Source organism: Mesorhizobium huakuii, from assembly GCF_014189455.1.
In the GTDB taxonomy this organism is placed as follows: Bacteria; Pseudomonadota; Alphaproteobacteria; order Rhizobiales; family Rhizobiaceae; genus Mesorhizobium; species Mesorhizobium huakuii_A.
In genome coordinates this window covers 2,372,962-2,391,926 of record NZ_CP050296.1, presented here as the reverse complement: position 1 = coordinate 2,391,926, position 18,965 = coordinate 2,372,962, and the positions used below count along the sequence as shown (strand labels likewise).

The window sequence follows — 18,965 nt, the reverse complement described above, 5'->3', positions numbered from 1 at the left end:
CGATGTCGCGAAAAACAGTTTCTGTTTCGGTGGTTTTCGGTCGGCGCCGGTCCGAACAACAAGCCGATGCGCGGTTTCATTTTCTGCTATTGTCGGATGCGTCAGGGGAGCGCGACATCGTCTGGAAACACTGCCGATGCTAGTGCGCCGACGCCGGGAGCCCGGCGGCGGCGACAATCGCCTGACGATCAACCCATTCCCGAAAACGGGAAAAGGCAATTCGAGGGGACAAGCATGCAAGGGGTAGCACGGAATTTCTTCACACTGGCCATCATCTATGCGCTGTGCGGGATGGCGCTCGGCATCCACATGGCGATCAGCGAAGACCATGGCCAGATGCCGACCCACGCCCATATCATGGTGGCCGGCTGGCTGATGTCGGCGGTCTTCGCCTTCTTCTATCACCTGTTTCCAACCGTCGGGCAAAAGACGATCGCCGTCGTTCACTTCTGGCTGACCGCGATCAGCGGCATCGGACTCATGATCGGCCTCTTCATTCTGCTTGCCGGCACGCCGGCAATCGAACCCCTGCTGGGAATCGCCTCGATCGGCTTCTATGCAGGCATGCTGCTATTTGCCTTCATCGCGCTGCCGGTGGTCTGGAAAAGGGCCTGAACTGATGGCCGGCCGAGGTCTCGAGACTGTGCTGTTACGGCACAGGAATGGGGCGTTCAGTCAAAAAACATCGGCGCCGTTAAAGGTTCATTAAGCTTTACAGGCGTTTACTATGCGCATCCAGTGATCTGGATTCTTACCGAGTGGTTGGAGCCACTTTGTTTGACGCCTCCCTGTTAAACTCCTGAGAGCCGCCTTATCCGCGGCTCTTTTTTTGTCCGCATTCCGGTGGCACGCCGGGCGTCGGTCCGCTGTTAACCTTCTGTTAAACATGTGCTTGCCTTCACCCCCGGCGAAGCGCATTTTCAAGCTTCAGTTATATAGGGTGCCGGGTGTATCGGCAGTGAACCGAATCGGCCGGTTGCAAGTGCAGGGGCGTAGCAATGAACGAGCCTTCGAAGGGCAGTGCGAAAACCGTTAAACTGGCGGAGCGTCGGGTTTTTTCGCATTCCTTCAAACCGCTTTACCAGGAAGGCATGGGGCTGGTCGAACAGGCGGCTGAATATCTCGACGGCAAGGGCCGGGCCGAGGCCAAGAAACTGTCGCGGCTGGCGGCCACGCTCTACGCGGCCGAATCGATGCGGCTGACGACCAGGCTGATGCAGGTTGCCTCCTGGCTGCTTTTGCAGCGCGCGGCCAATTCCGGCGAAATGACCCGCGACCAGGTCGCTTCGGAAAAATCCAAGGTGCGCCTCGATACCGCTTCCGCGCATGACGAAGCCGCCGGCTGGGCCGAACTGCCCGAGGATTTTCTCGACCTCGTCAACCGCTCGCTTCGCCTGCAGGCGCTGGTGCGCCGCATGGACGACGAGATCTACGGCGCCGGCGCCGTGGTCGACATGCAGCCGATGGGCCGCCGGCCCAATCCGGTTTCGGACCAGATCAGCCTGCTCAACACCGCTTTCGCCCGCAACTGAGCGGCTTCGGAATATTTCCCGGCTCGATAGGGTTCTGTTTCCGGTTTGTTCACATTTCGCTGGCATCGCTGTCCGCCCAGGGGGTAAAGTGACGGCATGGGGGAAGCGATTCGCATCATCGGTATCGATCCGGGGCTCAGGCGCACCGGATGGGGCATCGTCGAGAGCCTCGGCAATTCCTTGCGCTTCGTCGCGTCCGGCACCGTGCGCTCCGAGGACAAGGCGGCGCTGGCGACACGGCTCTGCCAATTGCATGACGGACTCGCCGAAGTCCTGCATGCGGCAATGCCGCATGAGGCGGCCGTCGAACAGACCTTCGTCAACAAGGACGCCGTGGCGACGCTGAAGCTCGGCCAGGCGCGCGGCATCGCCATGCTGGTGCCGGCGCGCGCTGGCCTGGTCGTTGCCGAATATGCGCCCAATGCGGTGAAGAAGGCGGTCATCGGCGTCGGCCATGGCGACAAGAAGCAGATCCACATGATGGTGAAGGTGCTGCTGCCCAAGGCGACCTTCGACACCGAACATGCCGCCGACGCGCTGGCCATCGCGATTTGCCATGCGCATCACCGCCAGAGCGCCGCCTATCGCATGGCGCTTGCCGGCTAGGGATGTTCTTGACTTGTTCACATAGTTGGAATATTTCTTACTTGTAAGAAAGGCGTGTTTGATGCGTGTGACGAGCAAGGGCCAGGTGACAATCCCACGGGATCTGCGGGAGACATTTGGGATTGGCGCCAACAGCGAAGTCATTTTCGGCATTGAGGGCGGCAAGATCACGATCACGCCGAAGCATGACAAGGGGCGGCTGGCTGACCGCGAAAGACTAGATCGTTTTCTTGCCGCGCTCGATCGGCTTGAGGGCAGCGGCGATCAAACAATGAATGCCGATGCCGTCATGGCTTTGACCCGGGATCGCTGATCTTGGCGACGCTTGTGGACACCAATGTACTTATCGATGTGGCCGTTCGCGATCCCGCCTGGTCAAAGTGGTCGTGGTCCAAAATGGTGTCTGCTCTTGAGCGGGGCAGCCTGGTCATCAATCAGATCATCTACGCCGAGTTTTCGATGCGCTATGAGGCGATAGACGACGTCGATGATGCCTTGCCTGAAGATGAGTTCCGGCGCGAAAGTCTCCCGTTCGAAGCGGCCTTTGCGGCGGCGAGAGCGTTCTCTGTCTATCGGCGATTGGGCGGACCTCGAGAGAAGGTGATGCCCGATTTCCTGATAGGAGCCCATGCCGCCATCCGAGGCTATCCCATTCTTACTCGCGATCCCGCAGGTTTCAGAAAGTACTTTCCAGATGTCGAGCTCATTACGCCCGATACTCATCCCTAACGGGGGCTGCGTCCAATGATCGGCAAGCTCAAGGGCACGTTGGACGAGATCGACGAGGATCATTGCCTCGTCGACATTCATGGCGTTGGCTATGTCGCCTATTGCTCGGCGCGCACGCTGGCCGCGCTGCCGTCGCCCGGCGAGGCGGTGGTGTTGTTCATCGAGACTTATGTGCGCGAGGACATGCTGCGCCTCTACGGCTTCCAGTCGCAGCTTGAGCGCGAGTGGTTTCGATTGCTGATGAACAATGTGCCGGGTGTCGGCGCCAAGGTGGCGCTGGCCATCCTGTCGACGCTGGCGCCGGCCGACCTCGCCAACGCGATTGCGTTGCGCGACATCGCCATGGTTTCCCGCGCGCCTGGCGTCGGCAAGAAGGTGGCCGAGCGCATCGTCACCGAATTGAAGAACAAGGCGCCGGCCTATGCGGGCGCCGCCTCCGGCACCATCGGCCTGAAGCAGGAGCTGGGCGAAGGCGTGGCCCCGGCGCCAATCACCGACGCGGTCTCGGCGCTGGTCAATCTCGGCTATTCGCGCGACACCGCCGCCAATGCGGTGGCGGCGGCGCTGAAGACCGCAGGCGAGGACGCCGATGCACCGAAGTTGATCCGCTTCGGGCTGAAGGAACTCGCGCGGTGAGGGCTCGCTTGTCCGTTTCCCTGCCATATGCAAGGAAGACAGCATGAGCCTGTCGCCCCGCCTGATCGCTCCCGAAAAACGCAGCGAGGATGCCGAGCAGACCTTGCGGCCGCAGACGCTTGCCGACTTCGTCGGCCAGGCGGCGGTGCGGGCCAATCTCAAAGTGTTCATCGAGGCCGCCAAGGGGCGCAACGAGGCGCTCGACCATGTGCTGTTCGTCGGGCCGCCCGGGCTGGGCAAGACGACGCTGGCGCAGATCATGGCGCGCGAACTCGGCGTCAATTTCCGCTCGACTTCCGGGCCGGTCATCGCGAAGGCCGGAGATCTCGCCGCGCTGCTCACCAATCTCGAAGAAGGCGACGTGCTGTTCATCGACGAAATCCACCGGCTGAACCCGGCGGTGGAGGAAATCCTCTATCCGGCGATGGAGGATTTCCAGCTCGACCTGATCATCGGCGAGGGACCAGCGGCGCGCTCGGTCAAGATCGACCTTGCCCGCTTCACGCTCGTCGCCGCCACCACGCGGCTTGGCCTGCTGACCAATCCGCTGCGCGACCGGTTCGGCATTCCGGTGCGGCTCAATTTCTACACGGTCGAGGAACTGGAACAGATCGTGCGGCGTGGTGCCCGCATCCTGCAAATGCCGCTCGGCGACGACGGCGCGCTGGAGATCGCGCGGCGTGCGCGCGGCACGCCGCGCATCGCCGGCCGGCTGTTGCGCCGCGTGCGCGATTTCGCCTCGGTCGCTGGCGACGGCCATGTCGACCGTCTCATCGCCGACGAGGCGCTGACCCGGCTCGAGGTCGACGCGCTCGGCCTCGACGCGCTCGACCGTCGCTATCTCTCTATGATCGCCCGCAATTTCGGCGGCGGGCCGGTCGGCATCGAGACCATCGCCGCCGGCCTGTCCGAGCCGCGCGACGCCATCGAGGACATCATCGAACCCTATCTGATCCAGCAGGGCTTCATCCAGCGCACGCCGCGCGGACGCATGCTGACGGCCAATGCCTGGCGCCATCTCGGCCTCGATGCGCCGAAGGACTTGGCGCAGCAGCAGATCAACCTGTTCCAGGAAGAATAGCCGCCAAGCGATCAGGCGGGGGTTCCCGGACCAATGATCAAGCATCCGTGAACGGTTTGCGCAAAATCTGCTCGTCTTTGCCGATTTGCCGGCGCAATCCTGGATTTTATCGGCGCTGTCTCGCGGCATGCCGCCGCGATCCACGTGCCGGGGCCAAAGAATGATAACCAGACGCGGGTTCCTGCGCTTCATCGGCGGGTCATTCCTGACGGCCGCCGCGCTCGGCGCCTATGCGGTCGGCATCGAGCCGATGCTGCTGACGCATGTGAAGCGCTATGCGCTGACGCCGCCGCATTGGCCTGATGGCCTGAAGCTGAGGGTTGTCGCGCTCGCCGATATCCATGCCTGCCGGCCTTGGATGACGCAGGAGCATATTGCCTCGCTCTGCGAAGACGCGAATGCGCTACAGCCGGACCTGATCGTGCTGTTGGGTGACTATATTGCGGGCATGCCCCTGGTGACGGGGCCGGTGACGCCATCGCAATGGGCCTCCGCCCTGTCGGGCCTCAAGGCGCCGCTCGGCGTGCTGTCGATCCTCGGCAATCATGATTGGTGGAGCGACGGCTTCGCGCAGCGCGCCGGGACCGGCCCGACCATCGCGCGCAAGGCGCTCGAGAAGGTCGGTATCCCGGTGCTGGAGAACGATGTCGTGCGCCTGGAGAAGGATGGCCATGGCGTCTGGATCGCCGGCCTGGCCGACCAGCTGGCGCTGCTGCCGGCCAGGAGGGGCGACGACTGCAAGGGGTTCGACGATCTCGACGGCACGCTGGCCAAGGTTAGCGATACCGCACCGATCATCCTGCTTGCCCATGAGCCCGACATTTTTCCGACCGTGCCGTGGCGGGTTTCGCTGACCCTGTCGGGCCACACCCATGGCGGGCAGGTGCGGCTGTTCGGCTACTCGCCTGTCGTGCCGTCGCGTTTCGGCAATCGCTTTGCCTATGGCCATGTCGTCGAGAATGACCGGAACCTGATCGTCTCGGGCGGGCTCGGCTTCAGCATCATGCCGGTGCGTTTCGGCGTGCGGCCGGAGATCCTGCAGATCGACCTCGGCTGATCTGAAAGTAGCTCTCAGTGAAGCGAGCGGATCACGTCCATCACATCCGGCTCGGCCTTGTCGCCATTGAAGGCATCGACGATGCCGAAGGCGCCGCCATAGCTCCATACCGACCATGAGAAACCATGCGCCTCGGCGCGCGCGATCATGTCCTTGACGTAGGCGGCGCGGTATTCGGCCGGCATCACATAGGCATTGCCGTATTCCTGGCGGATCATGCCGAACTCGCCCAATGTGATGTTTTCCGGCTTGATGCCGTTGGTCTTCGCCCATGCCTCGACCCTGTTGAACGGCGCGTCCATCAGGCCAAGCAGCTTGTCGGGACTATCCATGCTGGCGACCTGCTCGTCGAGATAGGCCAGCAGGCCACTCTGCCGCGTCCACGGCGCCTCGGCCTTGATCCGGGCGCGGATGGTGTCGAGTGTCACGTCGAGCTGCGCCTTCGGCACTGATGTCAGCGGGTAGGGCAGCCCGGTCACGTAGGGGATAAAATCGCCGGCCCAGGTCGCGCCCTGGTGGGTCAGCAGGAATGGATCGTAGGAGTGAAAGGTCCAGATAACGTTGTCGTCGGGGATCGCCTTCGGGTCGATCTTCTGCAGGGACGAGGCGGCGGAGTAGCAGGCGCCGGTCAGCACCAGCGTCAGCTTCGTCGCCGACGATCGCGCCGCGGCGAACAATTTGCGCTGGCGGTCCGGCCACAGGCTGGTGCCGTCGCTGTCGCAATCGACGATCGGTTCGTTCATCAGTTCGAACGCGACTTGTTTGGGGTCCTCGCCGGCCAGGGTGCGGGCCATCTTGCGCACCATGTCGACGTAGCGGTCGAAGGTCCGCGGATCGTCCATCACCTCGGCCATGCCGATCCTGCGGCTGCCGCCGGCCGGGATCAGGTGCATGTCGACGATCACCTTTAGCCCGGCGCGGTTGATCATGCGCACTGAATCCAGCACGCTGGCATAGAGGTCGTCGCGCAGGGCCTCGGTCTGGTCAGACAGGAAGGGCGAGGGGTCGACAGGCATGCGCAGGAAATCGAAACCTGCTTCCTTGAGCGCCTTGAGATCACCGTCTTTGAGGAATTTGCGCCATTCCGGATAGGGCAGGATGGCCTTGGCGTCGCCCCACTGATCCTCACCGGGCCAGGTGACCCATTGGTCAAGATTGAGGCCGCGCTTCATTGTAAAAGTCGCTGCCTGACTAGGTAGCGCCAAAGCCACCAGCACAAGTAGCGCCGCCATCAAACTCTTGATCATCGCCGTCAACAGTGCCATCCGATGTCATGTCAAGCGCGGAACTGGTGCCTCGCCGCGACTGAAAAAGGAAGCGCAATGGACGATCATGGTGAATCGGCGACGTTGCTGGCCGGGCTTTCCGGCGCGCTGACGGCGTTCGGGCACCGGCTGATGGCGCGGGTCTATTATGCCGACACCGATTTCTCCGGCGTCGTCTACCACGCGCGCTATCTCGAATTCCTCGAGCGCGGCCGCTCCGATTATCTCAGGCTCACCGGCGTACACCACACGGAACTCGCCGACGGCAAGCACGGCGAGAAGATCGTCTGGGTGGTGCGCCGCATGGAGATCGATTTCCGCAGCCCTGCCCGCATCGACGACATCCTGACCGTCGACACCCGCACCGACAGCATTTCCGGCGCGCGCATTTTCATGGCCCAGCAGCTCAAGCGCGGCGACGAGGTGTTGGTCGAGGCCAAGGTCGAGGCGGCGATCATCGGCGAGAATGGCCGGCCGAGGCGTTTTCCCAGGGAATGGGTCGCGGCATTCATGCCCAAGTCTGGTGCTTCGGCTGATTGAACGGATTTGCCCGACAGCGGAGCTTGCGCGCATCCGGGAATAGTATGACAGTGTCATACATTGTGCTATAGGGGGTAGGACAAGGAAGACATCGCCATGAGAACCAGCAAACCCATAAGCGTGACGCTTGGACGCCAGCAAAGCAGCCTGGATGCCCGCCTGGCGTCCGGAGCATATGATTCCGCGAGCGAAGTCATGCGTGCCGCGCTTCGCGCTCTTGACCGCGAGGAGCAGGTCATCACCGCCATCATGCGAGCCAAGGTGCAGGAAGCTCTAGACGATCCGCGCCCGGATATCCCGGCCGAGGACGTGTTCAAGGCATTGCGAGAGCACCATGCAGACCGCATGAAGGTCGCCAAGCGTGACACATAAGGTCGTTTTCAGACCTTCGGCGCGGTCCGACCTCTTTGCCACCTACAATTACATCGAACAGGAAAGCGGTGCCGCGCGTGCCGGCACCTATATCGACCGCATCGAGGCGGCGTGCATGGCGCTATCGACGTTCCCGGAACGCGGCTCCGTTCGCGACGCCGTCGGCCCCGGAGTCCGCGTCGTTGGCTTTGAACGTCGTGCGTCGATCCTGTTCCGGGTCGACGCAGAGCAGGTGCTCATCCTGCGTGGCCTCTATGGCGGGCAGGACTACCCTCACCACGTGGACGAGACGGATTCCTGGCCTGCGGAAGCGCGTCGGTCCCGCTACCAGGCGCGGCAATGCGCCGCGCCTTATTTACTAACTCATCCTTAACCATAACGGTTCATGAAGAGATTGGTGAAGATTGACGCCATCCAGCGCCTTCCTTTCACCAATATTTGCCCCGAAAAGGCCGCTAACGGCACGGTTTGGGGCGTCCGGTAGCTTCGTGCGAACCGACCACAAGGGATGCCAGGGGCCAGCCGCCAGCTTCGCCCGGAAAATCTTAAGGACGTAACGATGGAAAATATCGCACTCGCCGAACCGGGCGCGCAATTGTCGATTTGGGCGCTGTTCATGCAGGCCAGCTGGGTGGTCAAGCTGGTCATGATCGGGCTGCTCTGCGCCTCGGTGTGGACCTGGGCGATCATCATCGACAAGCTGGTCGCCTATGGCCGCATGCGGCTGGCGCTGAACCGCTTCGAGCAGGTCTTCTGGTCCGGACAGTCGCTGGAAGAGCTCTACCGCACGCTCGCCGACCGCAAAACCTCAGGCATGGGCGCCATTTTCGTCGCCGCCATGCGTGAGTGGAAGAAGAGTTTTGAGAAGGGCGCCAAGACGCCGCTCGGGCTGCAGACCCGCATCGACAAGGCGATGGACCTGGCGCTGACCCGCGAGATGGAGAAGCTGGAGGGGCGTCTCGGTTTCCTCGCCACCACCGGTTCGGCGGCCCCCTTCATCGGCCTGTTCGGCACGGTCATCGGTATCATGACCTCGTTCCAGGCCATTGCCGGCTCCAAGAACACCAGTCTCGCGGTGGTTGCGCCCGGTATCGCCGAGGCGTTGCTGGCGACGGCCATCGGCCTGCTCGCCGCCATCCCGGCGGTCATCGCCTACAACAAGCTGTCATCGGATGCGAGCAAGATCGCTGTGCGCATGGAAGGGTTCTCCGACGAGTTCTCCGCCATACTCTCGCGCCAAATCGATGAAAAAGTCGCGCCGAAGGCCTGAGGAGTAGCTGATGGGTATGTCCGTAGGCATGGTGGGACGCGGCGGGCGCGGCCACAGGCGGCGCGGCCGTCACCATGCGCTGATGTCCGAAATCAACGTCACGCCGATGGTCGACGTGATGCTGGTGCTGCTGATCATCTTCATGGTCGCGGCACCGATGTTGACGGTCGGCGTGCCGATCGACCTGCCGGACACGCAGGCCAAGGCGATGAACGCCGACACGCAGCCGATCACCGTCTCGATCGATGCCACGGGCAAGATCTTCCTGCAGGAAACCGAGATCCCGATCGAGGAGCTGGTGGCCAAGCTGCAGGCGATCTCGAAGACCGGCTACGAGGAGCGCATCTTCATCCGTGGTGACAAGTCCACCGACTACGGCACGGCGATGAAGGTGATGGCCCGCATTTCGGCCGCTGGCTACAAGAACATCGGCCTGGTTTCGCTGCAGGAACAGGATCAATAGACGCGAGATGAAGACCGGCCTCACCACATCGGTGATACTGCATACGGCGGTGCTGGCCTTCGGCCTGTTCACCCTGTCGGCGCCGGCCGCGCTTCCGTCCGCCGATGTCGAGTCCGTCGCGGTCGACATCGTGCCGATGGAAGCCATTGCGCAGACGCTGCAGGGCGACAAGAAGGCCGTGATGCATGAGAAGCCGGCGCCGCTGCCGACGCAGCGTCCGGATATCGTGCCGGCTTCGCAGAAGGTTGGCGAGAACAGCGTCGATACCGACAAGCCGATAACGCCGGAGGCTAAGCCGAAACCGGTCGACACGACCTCGGCCCCGCCGCCAGCGCCGACTCCCAAAGAAAAGCCGAAGACCGAGGACGTGCCTAAGCCGCAGGAAAAGCCCAAACCCATTCCGGCGACGGAAGTGGCGCCTGCGCCGACGCCCAAGGAAGAGGTCAAGCCCGAGCCGGTCAAGCAGACCGAGCCCAAGCCGACGCCGGCCAAGCCGGCGCCGACCCCGCCGCCGCAGGACAAGACCGCCGCGATCGATCCGACGCCCGAGGTCAAGCCGGATGCTGTCGCCGAGGCCATAGCCAAGGATCCGCCGACCGAAGAGACGCAGTTGCCGAGCTCGGCGCCCGCACCGGAAGCGCGGCCGAAGCCGCAGCCGGCACAGGCGGAAAGCGCCAAGGCGCCGGAACGCAAGGACGCCGACAAGCCGGTCAAGGAAGCGTCGTCGAAGCCGAAGTCCGACGACAAGCAGTTCAACGCCGCCGAGATTTCCGCTCTTCTCGACAAGCAGAAGCCGTCGGGCGGTGGCGCCAAACGCTCGACCCAGCAGGCGTCGCTCGGCGGTGACAAGGATCAGGGCCAGAAGCTTTCGAAGTCGGAGCAGGGCGCCCTGGAAAGCCAGTTGGGCGGTTGCTGGACCTTGCCGGTCGGGCTGGAAGGTTCAGAGAATTTCGTCGTCGTCGTGCGCTTCAACCTGGACAACTCCGGCAAGCTCGACGGACGCCCGTCCGTCGAAAAGTCGAGCGGCAACCGGCAGTTCGATGAAAGCGCGGTTCGCGCGGTTCAGAAATGCGACGTGGCCGGCCTGCAGGTTCCTGCCGGCAAGCAGGACATCTGGAACGACATCCGGGTCACTTTCGATCCAAGGGAGATGCTCGGCCTTTAGGCCTGGCGTCCACCAATCAAAGAAGAGAAGCGAGAAGATATGAGATCTTTCCTCAAGCCGCTCCTGACGATTGCAGCCATGGCGCTGGGCATGACGGCCGTAGTCCCCATGCCGGCATGGGCGCTCGTCGAGCTCAACGTCAACAAGGGCAATGTCGAGCCGCTGCCGATCGCCATCACGGATTTCCAGGGTGGCGATGCGCTCGGCGCGCAGATATCCCAGATCGTCACGGCTGACCTCAAGCGCTCCGGTCTGTTCGCGCCGATCGACAAGAGCGCCTTCATCGAAAAGATAACGAACCCGGACGCCGCCCCTCGCTTCGACGACTGGAAGGTGATCAACGCGCAGGCGCTGGTCACCGGCAGCGTCAGCAAGGAGGCCGATGGGCGCATCCGCGCGCAGTATCGGCTTTGGGATACGTTTGCCGGCCAGCAGATGGCCGGCGAGCAGTTCTTCGCCAACGACGCCAACCAGCGCCGTGTCGCCCACATCATCGCCGACGCCATCTATGAGCGGCTGACCGGCGAGAAGGGCTATTTCGACACGCGCGTGGTGTTCATCGACGAGTCCGGCGCCAAGAACGCGCGCAAGAAGCGCCTTGCCATCATGGACCAGGACGGCGCCAACGTCCGCTATCTCTCGGATGGCCGTTCGATCGTGCTGACGCCGCGTTTCTCGCCGAACCGGCAGGAAATCACCTACATGTCGTATGAAAGCGGCCAGCCGCGGGTCTATCTCCTGCAGATCGAGACCGGGCAGCGCGAACTGGTGGGCAATTTCCCCGGGATGACGTTTGCGCCGCGCTTCTCGCCCGACGGCCAGAAGGTGATTATGAGCCTGCTGCGCGACGACGGCAATTCCAACATCTTCGCTATGGATTTGCGCAGCCGCTCGACGACGCGGCTGACCAACTCGACCGCCATCGACACCTCACCCTCCTATTCGCCCGACGGCAGCAAGGTGGTGTTCACCTCCGACCGCGGCGGCCGTGCGCAAATCTATGTCATGGGCGCCGACGGCTCGGGCCAGACCCGCATCTCCTTCGGCGATGGCGTCTATTCGACGCCGGTGTGGTCGCCGCGCGGTGACCTCATCGCCTTCACCAAGCAGACTGGCGGCGAATTCCAGATCGGCGTCATGAAGACCGACGGCTCCGGCGAGCGCATCCTGTCCTCCGGCTTCCAGCAGGAAGGACCGACCTGGGCACCGAATGGCCGCGTCTTGATGTTCTTCCGCGACTCCAATGGCGGCCCAAAGCTGGTTTCGGTCGACCTCACCGGCCGTAACGAGCAGCCAATCCCGACCTCGAATTTCGCGTCCGACCCGGCCTGGTCGCCGCTTCTTGAATAGGAATTGAAGAACTGACGAGCTGAGGAACTGAGGAATGGAGAAGCCGGGGCGCTTCGTCGAGCGTGCGCGAGACTTAGAAGTCTACAAGCGCGCTTACTCAGCTTCTCTCGAGGTGCATCAAGCCACTCTTGGTTTTCCGAAAATTGAGCAGTATGCACTGGCTGATCAGTTGCGCCGCTGGAGTAAAGCGATCTGCGCCAATCTGGCTGAAGGATTTGCCAAACAGAGCCACTCCAAAGCCGAATTTGCTCGTTTCGTTTCGATGGCGATCGGGTCATGCAGCGAAGTGGAGACGTGGATATCCTACGCGTTCGATCTTCAATACATCACGCCGTCCCAACTCGACGCTTGGCGACAATCCTATGCCCAAATCCATGGGATGCTCGTGAGCCTTAGAGAGAGGCTGACCTGAACCCTTTCTTCAATTCCTCAGTTCTTCAGTTCCTCAATTCCCTCTTTCTTTCATGTTTTGGCCGCATTTCCGCCTAGGGTCCGCGCCAACTGTGGCTTCATGCCAAACGGCTGCGGACGGGCAGCTAAACCAAATTTTAACCGTGTTTCTTGAATGCCGGTTAACCCAAACGTGGTTACTGGGTGATCAACGAAATCACTCGAATACGATCACTCGAAATACGAAGGAGAGGCGGCATGGGCCGTATCGCAGCACTTACCAGAAACCCGGTCATGATCGCGCTGGTGGCGATGCTCGCCATCGCCGGTTGCGCCTCGAAGAAGACACCGAACAATGCCGCTGACCTTGGCCTCAATGGCGCGGGTGCTGCAACGCCCGGTTCGGCGCAGGACTTCACCGTCAATATCGGCGACCGCATCTTCTTCGACACGGACTCGACCTCGATCCGGGCTGACGCACAGCAGACGCTTTCGCGTCAGGCGCAGTGGCTGAACCAGTACAAGCAGTATGCCATCGTCGTTGAAGGTCATGCCGACGAGCGCGGCACGCGCGAATACAATCTGGCGCTCGGTGCCCGCCGTGCAGCCGCCACCCGCGACTTCCTGGTCTCCAAGGGCGTCGCCTCCAGCCGCCTGAAGACCATTTCCTACGGCAAGGAACGTCCGGTCGCTGTCTGCGACGACATCTCCTGCTGGTCGCAGAACCGCCGCGCCGTCACCACGCTCAGCGGCGCCGGTTCCTAATCGGCAAAAATACAACACAGCTTCGCGAAAGGCGGCCTCCGGGCCGCCTTTTTCATATCCGGATGCTCGAAACAAAATTTGGCCGAAGTCTCGCGCCCTGCTATGAGCCGAGGGCGCTTGGCTGGTCCTACTCTGGTTGGAAGGCGCGAAACAGACCAACGACACACGGCGAGAGGCACATGCATTTGAGATCGGTTCTGAGCGGCACGCTTGCGCTGCTGCTCCTTTCAGGCGTCACAGCCCCGGCTAGTGGCTTGGGGGCTAGCGGCACGGGGCAATCAACCGACAGCGGGTTTTCCTTCCATCTGCCCAGCATCGAATTGCCGAAGCTTTTCGGTGAAAAGAAGAAGCCGGATCAGGTTCAGATGGTGCAGTCCGATCCTACTGCCGTCACCAGCCTGGAAGACCAGCTGCGGCAGATGAACGGCAAGATCGAGGAACTCAATTTCCAGGTCCTGCAGATGCAGGAGCAAATCCGCAAGCAGCAGGAAGACAACGAGTTCCGCTTCCAGCAGCTGGAAGGCGGCTCGCAGGGCGGACAGACACCGGCGGCACCGAAGAAGAAGTCCGACGCAACCACCGACACCAACACAGACGTGGCTGCGGCCCCGGCAACCCAGGCGCCGGCCGATGCCGGCGCCGCGCCCGGCAGCGATCAGTCGACGGGCGGCAAGACGGTCGAGGATGTTATCGTCGAATCACCCGAAGGCGATCCTGGCAAGGTGATCCCCGGCACGGGAGCACCGGAAAAGACCTTTGGTTCGATCACCGTCGACAAGAACGGCAATGTGATCGATGCCGGCGGTAACACCCAGTCAACCGCGCCGACGCAAGACGCGGCCCCGGCCACCAAGGCACCGGCCAAGGCCGGCAAGTCCGAGGGCACGGTCGTCGCGGCGCTGCCTTCCACCAAGGACCCGGAAGAACTCTACCGCAATTCCTATCAGTTCATCCTGTCGGGCGATTACAGCACCGCCGAACAGGGTTTCCGCGATCATATCTCCCGCTTCCCCAAGGATGCCAAGACGGCGGACGCGCATTACTGGCTGGGTGAATCGCTGCTTGGCCAGCAGAAATACCGCGACGCGGCCGAGGTCTTCCTTGCCGCCAGCAAGGACTACCCGAAGGCCAAGAAGGCGCCCGACATGCTTTTGAAGCTCGGCGTGTCGCTGGTCGGTCTCAAGCAGCACGACGTCGCCTGCGCCACCTTCAGCGAAGTCGGCAAGCGCTACCCCGATATTTCCAATGCGCTCAAGGAACGCGTCAAGCAGGAGAAGGCCCTGGCTGCGTGCTGATCTTTCTCCCGCATGTCTTATTCCCAAAACCGGGACCACTTTTGGTCGACATGCGTTGATGCTCGAAACCGAGCCTGATCTTTCGACCAGACTTTTTTCGCATATCGATTTTACCCACGGCGCCGTTGCGGCCGTGTCCGGCGGCAGCGACTCGACCGCCCTGCTTCTCCTTCTCAAACAACATCTCGACCGAACCGCGCCGTCCGCGAAGCTGCTGGCTGCGACGGTCGACCATGGCTTACGGCAGGGCTCGGCAGCCGAGGCGCAAGCTGTAGCGAAGCTTTGCCTGGAGCGCGGCATCGCCCACCGCACTCTGGTCTGGACCGGAAGCAAACCATCGACCGGTCTGCCGGCGGCGGCGCGGGAAGCGCGCTATCGGCTGTTGGCCGAGGCGGCGCGCGCGGAAGGTATCGGCCTGATCGCCACCGGCCATACCGCCGACGACCAGGCCGAGACGGTGCTGATGCGGCAGGCGCGGGATGAGGGCCGAGAGTTTGCCGACATGGCTGGCCGTGGGCTTGCCGGCATGGCGCCGGCCACCCTCTATGACTGGCGCGAGTGGATCGTTCGCCCGCTTCTGGGCACACGGCGCTCGGCGCTTCGCGATTTCTTGCGGCGTGAGCATGTCGGCTGGGCCGATGATCCGACCAATATCGACGAGGCCTTCGAGCGGCCGCGCGTGCGCGCCGCTCTTGCCGGCGAAACTGTCGGGCGCATCGAGGATGTGCTGCTGCTAGCCGGCCAGGCCGCCGTCGAACGCAGGCAGCTTGGCGCCGGCGCCGCCGATCTGATCGATCGCTTCGCCAGCCAGCCAGCCATCGGGCTCAGTCGCCTCGATCCTGCTCTGCTGACCGTGGACGACAATCGGGCGGCCATCTACGCGTTGCGTATCCTGCTGGCCACCGCCGGGGGCGTTGCTTTTCTGCCGGACCAGGCGCGCAGCGAGGCGCTGTTCGGCCGGCTGAAGGCCGGATTTCTTTGCGCCACATTGTCGCGGACCGTGGTCGATTTCCGGCGTGCCGGCATCTTCCTGCGCCGCGAGGCGAGGGGTTTGCCGCAGGCAGCCACTGTCACCGACAACACCATCTGGGATGGCCGCCGCCACATCACATTGAACGACAGGTCAGACGCATTGTTGATCGCCCCGTTGGGTTCGGCAGCAGCGAAGCGGCTGGCGATCGATGATGGAGAAACCCCGGCAAGCCTGATGCGCGCCGCACTGGCCGCGGAACCGACATTGCGGCAAACCCTTGAAAACCCTGGTTTGCAGCGGGGCGAACCGGGTTCGCCAGGGTTCGCGGCACGGCCGGTCGTGTCGCCTTTTGCCCGCTTCCTGCCGTCCTTCGATCTGGCGCCGGCGCGGGCCGTCGCCGGGTTGATCGGCGCGTCACCGCTTCCCGCTCTGCCATTGCGCGGCCATAGTGCCGATTGATGGTTGGTCGAAAGCTTAACCCAGACGTGCTGTTCTGCTTGGCAAGGGGAGGCGCTCTCCCTATGTTAGGCCCAAGTTTCCTCTCATGATGCTGTCCGTGTGCGGACGCCAACGGGACAATTGATGAATCCGAACTATCGCAACCTCGCGCTCTGGGCGATCATAGCGGTCCTGCTCATCGCGCTTTTCAATCTGTTCCAGACGCCGCAGACGCGTGGGGCTTCGAGCGATGTGCCTTATTCGCAGTTCCTGCAGGATGTCGCGGCCGGCCGGGTCAAGACGGTGACCATTGCTGGCGCCCGCATCACCGGCACCTACACCGACAATTCCACCAGCTTCCAGACCTATTCGCCCGGCGATCCCCAGCTGGTCTCGCGGCTGCAGGACAAGAACGTCACCATCAACGCGCGGCCTGAAACCGACGGTTCCAATTCGCTCTTCGGCTATCTGATCTCGTGGCTGCCGATGATCCTCATCCTCGGCGTCTGGATATTCTTCATGCGCCAGATGCAGTCCGGATCCGGGCGTGCCATGGGTTTTGGCAAGTCGAAGGCCAAGCTTCTGACGGAGGCGCATGGCCGCGTCACCTTCCAGGATGTCGCCGGCGTCGACGAGGCCAAGGAAGATTTGGAAGAGATCGTCGAGTTCCTGCGCGATCCGCAGAAGTTCCAGCGCCTCGGCGGCAAGATTCCGCGCGGCGTGCTTTTGGTCGGCCCTCCCGGCACCGGCAAGACGCTGCTGGCCCGCTCGGTTGCCGGCGAAGCCAACGTGCCGTTCTTCACCATTTCCGGTTCGGACTTCGTCGAGATGTTCGTCGGCGTCGGCGCATCCCGCGTGCGTGACATGTTCGACCAGGCCAAGAAGAACGCGCCCTGCATCATCTTCATCGACGAAATCGACGCCGTCGGCCGCCATCGCGGCGCCGGCCTCGGCGGCGGCAATGACGAGCGCGAGCAGACGCTGAATCAGCTGCTGGTCGAGATGGATGGTTTCGAATCCAACGAAAGCATCATCCTGATCGCGGCCACCAACCGCCCCGACGTGCTCGATCCGGCGCTGCTCAGGCCGGGCCGTTTCGACCGCCAGGTGGTGGTGCCGAACCCCGACATCGTCGGCCGCGAGAAGATCCTCAAGGTGCATGTGCGCAACGTGCCGCTGGCGCCCAATGTCGACCTCAAGGTCGTCGCGCGCGGCACGCCGGGCTTCTCCGGTGCCGACTTGATGAACCTGGTCAACGAATCCGCGCTGATGGCGGCGCGGCGCAACAAGCGCCTCGTCACCATGGCCGAGTTCGAGGACGCCAAGGACAAGATCATGATGGGCGCCGAGCGGCGCTCGTCGGCCATGACACAGGCCGAGAAGGAGCTGACCGCCTATCACGAGTCCGGCCACGCCATTCTGGCGCTCAACGTGCCGTCGGCCGATCCGCTGCACAAGGCCACCATCATCCCGCGTGGCCGGGCGCTCGGCATGGTCATGCAGTTGCCGGAAGGCGACCGCTATTCGATGAGCTACAAATACATGATCTCGCGCCTCGCCATCATGATGGGCGGCCGCGTGGCCGAGGAGTTCAAGTTCGGCAAGGAGAACATCACCTCGGGCGCGTCCTCCGACATCGAGCAGGCGACCAAGCTGGCGCGCGCCATGGTTACGCGCTGGGGCTTCTCCGACAAGCTCGGCCATGTCGCCTATGGCGACAACCAGGAAGAGGTGTTCCTCGGCCATTCGGTGGCGCGTACGCAGAACATTTCGGAAGAAACCGCGCAGATCATCGACGCCGAAGTGCGCCGCCTGATCGACGAGGCCTATTCGACGGCGAAGTCCATCCTGACCAAGAAGAAGAAGGAATGGATCGCGCTGGCAGAGGGGCTGCTCGAATACGAGACGCTGTCCGGCGACGAGATCAAGCAACTGATCGCCGGCGAGAAGCCCGCGCGCGACCTCGGCGACGACACGCCGCCCAGCCGTGGCTCGGCCGTTCCGAAGTCCGGCGGCCGCCGCAAGAAAGGCCCCGAGCCTGAAGGCGGCATGGAGCCACAGCCGTCGAGCTAGACCAGGGCGGTTGACCGTTTCACCGAACGCAGAAGCGCTCTTACCATTTCGTTTGACGCTATTCCCGACGGGATTCAGGCGAGGCGCTTCAAGTCTTTGTTTTTATGCATGTCGTTGTACCCAAAACTGAACCACTTTTGGGCGACATTGCCTCAGGAGACGCGCCGGACGTACGTTGGAGCGTCATCCTCGGGCTTGTCCCGAGGACCTGCCAACGCAACCGAGTTGACGGTTGCCAACTCATACCGGGGCCCAGATGTCGCCCGACAGCAGATCCTCGGGACAAGCCCGAGGATGATGGCTCAACGTCTGCAGGAAAAACGGTGAATTGTTTATCTGCTGTATTCGATTTTTATGATTCAGCTTTCAGCCGCGCATTGCACAGGCTGTAATAACCGCCGCCCTTCTGGATCCAGCGAAGGCCGTTCAACGTACCCGCCTCCTTGTTGCCGTGGTAACCCTGCAGGCAGGTCTTCATCCGCGCCTTCGCGGGCTTTTCGGTCTTGAACTCGGCGGCGAGGGTGGTCGGGAATGTCACGCCCGCCGGCGCTACAGTGGGGGCGACCGCCGCGTCGGTTTCCTTTTTCGGCTGCGACGCGGTTTTGACGGTATCCGAGCTGACACTCTCCGCAGCGGACGTCGCGCATTTCTCCTTGCGGAAAGCGGCCCAGTCCATGCCGTTCAGAGTGCCGCCTTCCTTGGCTGTCCGATAAGTCTCGCCGCATTCCTTCATCGTCAGTGCGCTTGCAGGGGCGACGCCCCACGCAACCAATGCCGTCACAGCCAATACCGCCAATTTCAAACTGGACATAAGACCCTCCTGGTTGATAACGAGTTCGATGCCTTTCTGTATACTGTTTGTTCCGTATATGTTCAATCGGAATCTTTGCGAGCTACTTGTAAAGCCTGCCGGTGGGAAGTGTGGGCGGGTTGATGATGCCGATCGCTCCCGACAGATGCAGATG

Annotated in this window: 22 protein-coding genes; 20 read left to right on the top strand and 2 right to left on the bottom strand. The window is 62.6% G+C overall.

From position 1 onward, the window contains the following. Nucleotides 1-234 precede the first annotated feature (234 nt). The 8 genes from HB778_RS11735 to HB778_RS11700 all read left to right on the top strand — a co-directional run bounded on the left by HB778_RS11735 (nt 235) and on the right by HB778_RS11700 (nt 5,641). Nucleotides 235-615: a hypothetical protein gene (locus HB778_RS11735; protein WP_183465061.1), complete on the top strand. Its 381-nt coding sequence runs from the start codon at nt 235-237 to the stop codon at nt 613-615. A gap of 383 nt (nt 616-998) precedes the next feature. Next, nucleotides 999-1,532, top strand: a complete 534-nt coding sequence (locus HB778_RS11730; RefSeq protein WP_096451211.1) for a DUF1465 family protein — start codon at nt 999-1,001, stop codon at nt 1,530-1,532. 96 nt (nt 1,533-1,628) lie between these two features. Next, a complete protein-coding gene (gene ruvC, locus HB778_RS11725) occupies nt 1,629-2,138 on the top strand; it encodes a crossover junction endodeoxyribonuclease RuvC (RefSeq protein WP_140892609.1) in 510 nt (169 codons plus the stop codon). 61 nt (nt 2,139-2,199) lie between these two features. Further along, nucleotides 2,200-2,451, top strand: a complete 252-nt coding sequence (locus tag HB778_RS11720) for an AbrB/MazE/SpoVT family DNA-binding domain-containing protein (protein WP_013529138.1) — start codon at nt 2,200-2,202, stop codon at nt 2,449-2,451. Nucleotides 2,452-2,453: 2 nt separating this feature from the next. Beyond that, nucleotides 2,454-2,867: a type II toxin-antitoxin system VapC family toxin gene (locus HB778_RS11715; protein ID WP_183463956.1), complete on the top strand. Its 414-nt coding sequence runs from the start codon at nt 2,454-2,456 to the stop codon at nt 2,865-2,867. A 15-nt stretch (nt 2,868-2,882) separates the two neighbouring features. Beyond that, nucleotides 2,883-3,503: a Holliday junction branch migration protein RuvA gene (ruvA, locus tag HB778_RS11710; protein WP_183463954.1), complete on the top strand. Its 621-nt coding sequence runs from the start codon at nt 2,883-2,885 to the stop codon at nt 3,501-3,503. Between the two features lie 43 nt (nt 3,504-3,546). Further along, the gene (gene ruvB / locus HB778_RS11705; protein WP_183463952.1) at nt 3,547-4,584 is read left to right on the top strand and encodes a Holliday junction branch migration DNA helicase RuvB; all 1,038 of its coding nucleotides are present in this window, start codon (nt 3,547-3,549) and stop codon (nt 4,582-4,584) included. Between the two features lie 160 nt (nt 4,585-4,744). Continuing rightward, the gene (locus tag HB778_RS11700) at nt 4,745-5,641 is read left to right on the top strand and encodes a metallophosphoesterase (protein ID WP_183463950.1); all 897 of its coding nucleotides are present in this window, start codon (nt 4,745-4,747) and stop codon (nt 5,639-5,641) included. 14 nt (nt 5,642-5,655) lie between these two features. Here the strand turns inward: HB778_RS11700 and HB778_RS11695 are convergent, their stop codons facing one another. Continuing rightward, the gene (locus tag HB778_RS11695) at nt 5,656-6,906 is read right to left on the bottom strand and encodes a glycoside hydrolase family 5 protein (RefSeq protein WP_183463948.1); all 1,251 of its coding nucleotides are present in this window, start codon (nt 6,904-6,906) and stop codon (nt 5,656-5,658) included. A 57-nt stretch (nt 6,907-6,963) separates the two neighbouring features. On the opposite strand from HB778_RS11695, the gene ybgC reads away from it, so the two are divergent. The 12 genes from ybgC (at nt 6,964) to ftsH (ending at nt 18,000) form a co-directional block, all read left to right on the top strand. Then, nucleotides 6,964-7,446, top strand: coding sequence for a tol-pal system-associated acyl-CoA thioesterase (ybgC, locus tag HB778_RS11690; protein ID WP_183463946.1), 483 nt, complete (start codon nt 6,964-6,966; stop codon nt 7,444-7,446). A 96-nt stretch (nt 7,447-7,542) separates the two neighbouring features. Continuing rightward, a complete protein-coding gene (locus tag HB778_RS11685; RefSeq protein ID WP_183463944.1) occupies nt 7,543-7,818 on the top strand; it encodes a type II toxin-antitoxin system ParD family antitoxin in 276 nt (91 codons plus the stop codon). Further along, on the top strand, nt 7,808-8,191 hold the full coding sequence (locus tag HB778_RS11680; RefSeq protein WP_183463942.1) for a type II toxin-antitoxin system RelE/ParE family toxin: 384 nt from the start codon (nt 7,808-7,810) through the stop codon (nt 8,189-8,191). Before HB778_RS11685 ends, HB778_RS11680 begins: the two co-directional genes overlap by 11 nt. Before the next feature lie 186 nt (nt 8,192-8,377). Then, nucleotides 8,378-9,088, top strand: a complete 711-nt coding sequence (tolQ, locus tag HB778_RS11675; protein ID WP_023766137.1) for a protein TolQ — start codon at nt 8,378-8,380, stop codon at nt 9,086-9,088. 10 nt (nt 9,089-9,098) lie between these two features. Then, nucleotides 9,099-9,551 (top strand): protein TolR, encoded by a 453-nt coding sequence (tolR, locus tag HB778_RS11670; RefSeq protein WP_183463941.1) that lies wholly within the window; start codon nt 9,099-9,101, stop codon nt 9,549-9,551. A gap of 7 nt (nt 9,552-9,558) precedes the next feature. After that, nucleotides 9,559-10,716 carry a cell envelope integrity protein TolA gene (locus HB778_RS11665; protein WP_183463939.1) on the top strand — a complete coding sequence of 386 codons (1,158 nt, stop codon included), beginning with the start codon at nt 9,559-9,561 and terminating at the stop codon, nt 10,714-10,716. A gap of 39 nt (nt 10,717-10,755) precedes the next feature. Next, nucleotides 10,756-12,066, top strand: coding sequence for a Tol-Pal system beta propeller repeat protein TolB (gene tolB, locus HB778_RS11660; RefSeq protein WP_183463937.1), 1,311 nt, complete (start codon nt 10,756-10,758; stop codon nt 12,064-12,066). Between the two features lie 34 nt (nt 12,067-12,100). Continuing rightward, nucleotides 12,101-12,478, top strand: a complete 378-nt coding sequence (locus HB778_RS11655; protein WP_183463935.1) for a four helix bundle protein — start codon at nt 12,101-12,103, stop codon at nt 12,476-12,478. A 236-nt stretch (nt 12,479-12,714) separates the two neighbouring features. Further along, nucleotides 12,715-13,221, top strand: a complete 507-nt coding sequence (gene pal, locus HB778_RS11650) for a peptidoglycan-associated lipoprotein Pal (protein ID WP_183463933.1) — start codon at nt 12,715-12,717, stop codon at nt 13,219-13,221. A 179-nt stretch (nt 13,222-13,400) separates the two neighbouring features. Beyond that, nucleotides 13,401-14,516, top strand: a complete 1,116-nt coding sequence (ybgF, locus tag HB778_RS11645) for a tol-pal system protein YbgF (RefSeq protein ID WP_183463931.1) — start codon at nt 13,401-13,403, stop codon at nt 14,514-14,516. A 58-nt stretch (nt 14,517-14,574) separates the two neighbouring features. Next, the gene (tilS, locus tag HB778_RS11640; protein WP_183463928.1) at nt 14,575-15,948 is read left to right on the top strand and encodes a tRNA lysidine(34) synthetase TilS; all 1,374 of its coding nucleotides are present in this window, start codon (nt 14,575-14,577) and stop codon (nt 15,946-15,948) included. A 123-nt stretch (nt 15,949-16,071) separates the two neighbouring features. Continuing rightward, nucleotides 16,072-18,000 (top strand): ATP-dependent zinc metalloprotease FtsH, encoded by a 1,929-nt coding sequence (gene ftsH, locus HB778_RS11635; RefSeq protein WP_183463920.1) that lies wholly within the window; start codon nt 16,072-16,074, stop codon nt 17,998-18,000. Between the two features lie 352 nt (nt 18,001-18,352). On the opposite strand, the gene HB778_RS11630 is transcribed toward ftsH, so the two are convergent. Then, nucleotides 18,353-18,811, bottom strand: coding sequence for a hypothetical protein (locus tag HB778_RS11630; protein WP_183463918.1), 459 nt, complete (start codon nt 18,809-18,811; stop codon nt 18,353-18,355). Nucleotides 18,812-18,965: the final 154 nt, after the last annotated feature.